Source organism: Mycobacterium sp. (assembly GCF_004298145.1).
GTDB lineage: Bacteria > Actinomycetota > Actinomycetes > Mycobacteriales > Mycobacteriaceae > Mycobacterium.
The window spans coordinates 85,286-91,596 of record NZ_SCRH01000026.1 but is presented as its reverse complement, the minus strand read 5'-3'; the positions used below and the strand labels follow the sequence as shown (position 1 = coordinate 91,596).

Sequence of the window (6,311 nt, the reverse complement as noted above, 5' to 3'; positions counted from 1 at the left end):
CGCGGCCGGGTCTGTTCGTGTCGCCGCCCCGCTACCCCGCTTCGCGGCGCAGCGCGGCCGCGGCCGGGTCTGTTCGTGTCGCCGCCCCGCTACCCCGCTTCGCGGCGCAGCGCGGCCGCGAACATGGCGTCGGTGCCGTGCCGGTGTGGCCACAGCTGCACATAGGGCCCGTCGCCCAGGTCGGCGACGGGCTCGAATAAGGGGCGGGCGTCCAGTGCACTCACCGGATGGCGGCGCAGCGCGTCGGCGACCACCCCGACGGTTTCGGCCAGGTGCGGCGAGCAGGTGGCGTAGAGCACCACACCGCCAGGGCGGGTCAGCGCGATCGCGGCGCCGAGCAGCTCGCGCTGCAGCTTGGTGAGCATCGGCACGTCGGCCGGTTGGCGCCGCCACCGGGCCTCGGGCCGGCGGCGCAGCGCCCCCAGCCCGGTGCAGGGCGCGTCGACGAGGACCCGGTCGAACGTCGGCTCGAGATCGGTGTGCCGGCCGTCGACCCGCAGCACGTCGACGGGTAGCCCGCGGGTGTTCTCGGCCACCAAATCGGCGCGACGCGGGGCCGGCTCCACCGCAGTGACCCGGACCCCCGACTCCGGGTGCTGCTGCATTCCCAGCGAAGCGAGGAGCGCCGTCTTCCCACCCGGTCCGGCACACAGGTCCAGCCAGTGTCCGGCGTCGCCCTCGACCGGCGCCAGCGTCAGCGCCCGGGCCACCAGCTGGCTGCCCTCGTCCTGGACCAGAGCGACGCCATCGCGCACCGGCGCCAGCCGCCCGGGATCGCCGCCGCTCAGGTACACCGCATACGGCGAATAACGTCCGACGGTGCCACCCACCGCGTCCGCCAGTTCGGCGGCGGTCAGCGCGCCGGCGCGTGCGGCCAAATGCACCTGGGGTCGCTCGTCATCGCTGGCCAGCACCGCGTCGAGTTCGCCCGCGGCCGCTCCCAGGGCGTCGGCGAAGGCCTGGGCGATCCACCGGGGATGGGCGTGCACGAACGCGCCATGCCCGATCGGATCCCGTGCCGGGTCCGGGGCCAGCTCCTCGACCCAGGACTTCTCGTCGCGCCCGGAGATGGTGCGCAGCACCCCGTTGACGAAACCCGCTCGCGCCGAGTCGAATTCGATGCCAGCCTGTTCGACGGTGGTGGACACCGCGGCGTGCGCGTCGACCCGGGTGCGCAGCAGTTGATACGCGCCGAGGCGCAGCAGGTCGAGCAGCACGGGGTCGATGGCTTCCGGCGAGCGTTCCGCGGCCGCGCCGATGACCGCGTCGAGCAGGCCCCGGCTACGGCAGGTGCCGTAGGTCAGCTCGGTGGCGAATGCGGCGTCGCGGCCGGTGATTCCGCGTTCGCGCAGCAAGGCAGGCAGGGCCAGGTTCGCGTACGCGTCGCGCTCGCTGACCGCCCGAAGCACATCGAACGCGGCGGCCCGGGCCGGGTCGAGTGGCCGGCGCGGAGACCGGCGATCCCGCTGGGGCGGACGGCGGTCGCGTTGTTGCGGTCGCGCCGGCTTGCGGTCTGGCCGGTTGCGCTGGGGCCTGTCACGGCCGGTGCTCATGTAGCCCGCACCGCGGGATCGAGCCGGGCACCGCGCGCCCAGTCAACCGCATTCATGAATCTCTTTCCGGGCGGCTGGATTTGACCCAGCCGAACCGGATCGGAACCCGTGCCGACCCAGACGCATTTGCGGTCGACGTGAATCGCGCCGGGCGGCAACGGTTCTGGCGGAGCGGCCATCCCGGATGCGTTGCCGGCGTCCACCGGCCCGAGCTTGATGCGCAGGTCGCCGATCACCGTCCAGGCGCCGGGGCTGGGCGTGACGGCGCGAATGCGACGTTCCACCACGAGGGCCGGCACCTCCCAGCGCACCCGGGCCTGCTCGACGGTGATCTTCGGCGCGATGCTGACCCCCTCGGCCGGTTGCGGTTGCGGTGTCAACGTCGAGTCCGCGATGCCGTCCAACGTGGTCGACAACAGTGCCGCACCCGAAATAGCCAGGCGCTCAAGCAGTTCCCCCGCGGTGTCGGTGGAGCGGATCGTCTCGGTCACCACTCCGTAGATCGGGCCCGAGTCCAGGCTCGGCTCGATCTGGAACGTCGAGGCCCCGGTGATGGTATCCCCCGCGGCGATGGCCGCTTGGACCGGCGCCGCGCCGCGCCAGGCCGGCAGCAGCGAGAAATGCAGGTTGATCCAGCCCCGCGGGGGCACCGCGAGCAGGTCGTCGCGCAGCAGCGCGCCATACGCCACGACCGCGCAGCACTCCGGCGCCAACCGCGACAGTTCCGCGACGAATTCCTCCGAATTCGGCCGCGATGGCCGCAACACCGGGATGCCGCGGTCCAGCGCCTCGCGGGCCACCGGCGACGGCTCCGGCTTGCCGCGCCGGCCGGCGGCGGCGTCGGGGCGGGTCAGCACCGCGATCACCTCGTGGCGCGGCGAGTCGATGAGGCGGCGCAGTGCGGGCAGCGCGGGTTCGGGGGTACCGGCGAAGACGAGGCGCACCGGCCCAGTCTAGAAAGCTCCGGGCGCCCGCCGGACCCGCCCGAGGTGACCGGATTTGCGAACGTACACTATTGCTTATGGCTACTATTTCTGGGAGCCATTATTCAGCGGCATGATCGCACTGCCGCTGCAGGTCGACAACGACGTCGAGAGACGACCCTTCCCTTCCCCAAGGAGGTCTGATGACCCTCGACTCCACCGTCAGCGACGCCAGCGTCGCCGCCACACATCGCACGGTCTGGGCGCTGGGCGACTACGCCCTGATGGCCGAGGAGGTGATGGCCCCGCTGGGCCCCACTCTCGTCGAAGCCACCGGCGTCGGGCCCGGCGTCCGGGTCCTCGATGTCGCCGCCGGCTCGGGCAATATCTCACTGCCGGCCGCCGCCGCCGGCGCCGCCGTCGTCTCCACCGACCTCACCCCGGAGCTGCTCCTCCGCTCACGCGACCGGGCCGCCGCCCGGGCCTTGAAGATCGACTACCGGGAAGCCAACGCGCACGCGCTGCCGTTCGGCGACGGCGAATTCGACGTCGTGATGTCCGCGATCGGCGTGCAGTTCGCACCCGACCAGCAACGCGCCGCCGACGAGCTGGTCCGGGTCTGCCGGCCGGGCGGGACGATCGGGGTGATCAGCTGGACCCCGGAAGGCTTCTTCGGCCGGATGCTGGCCACCATTCGGCCGTACCGGCCGAGCCTGTCGCACCCCGTGCCGCCGGCGGCGCTGTGGGGGCGCCCTGGCTATGTCACCGCGCTGCTGGGCGAGCGCATCAGCGAAATCACCACGGCGCGTGGCACGTTGGCGGTCAACCGGTTCGGCAGCGCCGAGGCCGTACACGCCTACTTCAAAAGGCACTACGGGCCCACGATCGAGGCCTACGCGAACATCAGCCACAACCGGGTGCTGGCCGCCGAGCTCGACGCCCAGCTCGTCGAGCTCGCGCAGCACCACCTCGTCGACGGCACCATGCGCTGGGAGTACCTGCTGGTCACCGCGACAAAGCGCAGCGCGTAGACCCGATGGTGGCGACCCGCTTCGCCCGGCACCGCCGCACTCGCGATCGCCACAAGACCCGACCGGTGACGACCCGCTTCGCCCGGCACCGCCGCACTCGCGATCGCCACGGGCCGGCTACGGGTCGAGCTCGGTGTCCAGGTGCACATCGGGCTCGCCGCCGGCCGCGCTGAACGCCGTCAGCGCCCGCACCAGCCCGTGGCGCTCCGGCGGCGGCATCTTCGCGACGATGGCCGCGATCTCGGCGCGCCGGTGCGCGGTGACCTGGTGGACGACGTCGCGGCCGCGCGTGGTCAGCGCGGCGAGCAGCTCACGCCGGGAGGTCGGGTGCGGCAGGCGGTCGATCAGTCCGGCGGCGACCAATCGGTCCACCATCCGGCCGGTGGCCGACGGCTGCACCCCCAGCAGACCCGCGAGGGTGGCCAGGTTGACCGGGCCGCGATTGGACAGGATTACCAGCGTCCGGAACTGCGCGATGGTGATGGTCTCGTCGACCTGCCCGACGGAGCGGGCCGAGATCGCCATCAGCAAACGGGAGGCCGTCAGCAAAGCATCGGTGATGGCATCCAACGACTCGTCAACGGTCGTATTGTCCGCTGCCATATCGCCCCTCTCCGGATAGTTTCCGGCCTCTCGGTGGCTAAGGAACAAAAAGTGTAGCAACCTTCTAATGTCGTAAACAGAGAATATTGCATGCACATACTGTCGCTCGGGGTAACGGTTTGTGAAAGTTATCCGACGTGCAGTGGATCGATCTGCACCCGCGCCGGCTCGTGGGTTTGCCGGGCGCTGAGCACGCCGACGCCGCGGCGCAGGGCGGCCGCCAGCGCCAGGCCCTGGCGGCGGGGCACGCGCACCAGCATCCTCGTCACCGGCGCGCCGGCGGGGGTTCCCGCCGGGCGTCGCACACCGGCCGGAAGGTCCACCGGCCCCAGGAGGTCGGCTTCGAGGTCGGGCAGGCGGGCCTCGTCGAGCAGCGCCGCCACGGCGGCCGGCGTTCCATCGATGGCCGCCATGTGCACACTGGGCGGCAGGCCGACTTCGGTTCGGGCGGTCAGTTCGGATTCCGCGTGCCCCACCGGGTCCCAGCGGATCAGCGATTGCACTGTGGGAAGCGATGATTCGGCGACCACCATCACCACCCCACCGTCGCCGCGGGCACGCACCAGCGCGGCGGCGCTCATCCAGCGCCACAACGCGTCCTCGGCGGCCCGCAGATCTTGCCGGCCCAGCAGCGCCCACGTGTCCAACAACAGCGCCGCGCCGTAACCACCGGACGTGTGCGGCTCGGCTCCCGGGGTGGCGACCACCAGGGCCGGGCCGGGCGCGATCTCGGGCACGACGCCGTCGCCCGACGAGGTGATCACCGCCGTGCCCGGGAACGCGCGGCCCAGCTCTTCGGCGGTGCGGCGGGCCCCGACGACGACGGCGCGCACCGCATCCGACCCGCAGCGCGCGCACCGTCGCGTCGGGTCGATACGCCCGCACCAGCGGCAGAGCAGCGCCGCGCCCCCCTCCTGCAACGACAGCGGACCCGTGCAGTGCCGGCACCGGGCGATGGCGCGGCAGCGCGCGCACGCCAGCGACGGGACGTACCCGCGTCGCGGCACCTGCACCAGCACCGGCGCCCCGGCCTGCAGCGCCGAGCGGGCGGCGCGCAGCGCGATCGAGGGAATGCGTGCCGTGCGCGCCGCCGGGTCGCGCTCGTCGGCGTAGCCGGTGTCGTCGAGCGCGATCACCCGCGGGGTGCGGGCGCGCACCACGGGCCGCGCCGCGACGATGTCATGCGCCCATCCGCTGTGCACCAGCGCGTGGGCTTCCGCGGTTCGCGCGTAGCCGCCGATCAGCGCCGCGCACCGGGCCTGATGCGCGCGCAGCATCGCCACCTCGCGGGCGTGCGGATACGGGGCCCGCGGCTCGGCCAGGCTGTCATCGGCGTCGGACCACACCATGACCAGACCCAAATCGCTCAGCGGCGCGAACACCGCGCTGCGCGTGCCGATCACCAGTCGCGCGGTGCCGCGCAGCGCCGCCAGCCAGCGCCGGTAGCGTGCGGCCGGCCCCAGCCCGGCCGACAGGGCGACCACGCTGCCCTCGTCGATCCGCGTCGTCGCGGCCCGCCACAGGGCGTCCAGGTCACGCTGATCGGGAACGATCGCCAGCACCGACCGGCCCGCCCGCACCGTTTGCGCGGCGGCCTCGGCGAATCGCTCGGTCCACGGCTCGCCCGGCAGCGCCTGCCACACGGCTCGGGCGGCGCGTGATTCGGCGAGGGCAGCCAGGAACTGAGCGCCCCGGCCATAGACGTCCCAGCCCGACGGGTCGACGGGCGCCGGGATCACCGGGTCCGGCGGCTCCCGGCTCACGACGGGTTCGCGCTCCACCCGGGCGTGGCGGGCCGGCACGGCCAGACGCAACACGTCGGGGCGGGTGCCCGCGTAATGCGCCGCCACCGCGTCGACCAGCCGGCGGATTTCCGGGGTGAGGACCGGTTCGGCCGACACGACGCGTTCGAGCCAGCCCAGCTTGCCGGTGTGGTCGGTGTCATGGCGGCGCTCCAGCACGAACCCGTCGACCAGCCGGCCGTGGAAGCGCACCCGGACCCGCACCCCGGGCTGGGCGTCGTCGGACTGTTCGGCCGACACCAGGTAGTCGAACTCGCGGTCCAGGTGCGGTACCGACAGCATCGGCAGCACCCGGGCGATGGGTTCCACCTCGACCGGTGTGCGCGCGCTGGGGCTCACGGCGCCCTCGGACCGCGAATCATGTTGCTATCCAATGTTGTTACCGTCCGGACCGCAGCG

At 72.8% G+C, this 6,311-nt stretch carries 5 protein-coding genes and 1 pseudogene; 1 reads left to right on the top strand and 5 read right to left on the bottom strand.

Annotation, left to right across the window (positions count from 1 at the left end):
• Positions 1-89 precede the first annotated feature (89 nt).
• Positions 90-1,553, bottom strand: coding sequence for a transcription antitermination factor NusB (locus tag EPN51_RS10020; protein ID WP_293041372.1), 1,464 nt, complete (start codon positions 1,551-1,553; stop codon positions 90-92).
• Positions 1,550-2,497: a methionyl-tRNA formyltransferase gene (fmt, locus tag EPN51_RS10015; protein WP_293041369.1), complete on the bottom strand. Its 948-nt coding sequence runs from the start codon at positions 2,495-2,497 to the stop codon at positions 1,550-1,552. The genes EPN51_RS10020 and fmt overlap by 4 nt, the downstream gene beginning before the upstream one ends.
• A gap of 182 nt (positions 2,498-2,679) precedes the next feature.
• Here fmt and EPN51_RS10010 point away from each other — a divergent pair, with 182 nt between their 5' ends.
• Positions 2,680-3,507, top strand: coding sequence for a methyltransferase domain-containing protein (locus EPN51_RS10010; protein WP_293041367.1), 828 nt, complete (start codon positions 2,680-2,682; stop codon positions 3,505-3,507).
• Positions 3,508-3,515: 8 nt separating this feature from the next.
• On the opposite strand, the pseudogene EPN51_RS10005 reads toward EPN51_RS10010, so the two are convergent.
• The 3 genes and pseudogenes from EPN51_RS10005 to EPN51_RS09995 all read right to left on the bottom strand — a co-directional run.
• Positions 3,516-3,626, bottom strand: a pseudogene (locus tag EPN51_RS10005) (2-isopropylmalate synthase); the annotation flags it as partial.
• Complete coding sequence (locus tag EPN51_RS10000) at positions 3,625-4,110, bottom strand: MarR family transcriptional regulator (protein ID WP_293041364.1); 486 nt, start codon at positions 4,108-4,110, stop codon at positions 3,625-3,627. The pseudogene EPN51_RS10005 and the gene EPN51_RS10000, both read right to left, overlap by 2 nt.
• Before the next feature lie 128 nt (positions 4,111-4,238).
• Complete coding sequence (locus tag EPN51_RS09995) at positions 4,239-6,251, bottom strand: primosomal protein N' (RefSeq protein WP_293041361.1); 2,013 nt, start codon at positions 6,249-6,251, stop codon at positions 4,239-4,241.
• Positions 6,252-6,311: the final 60 nt, after the last annotated feature.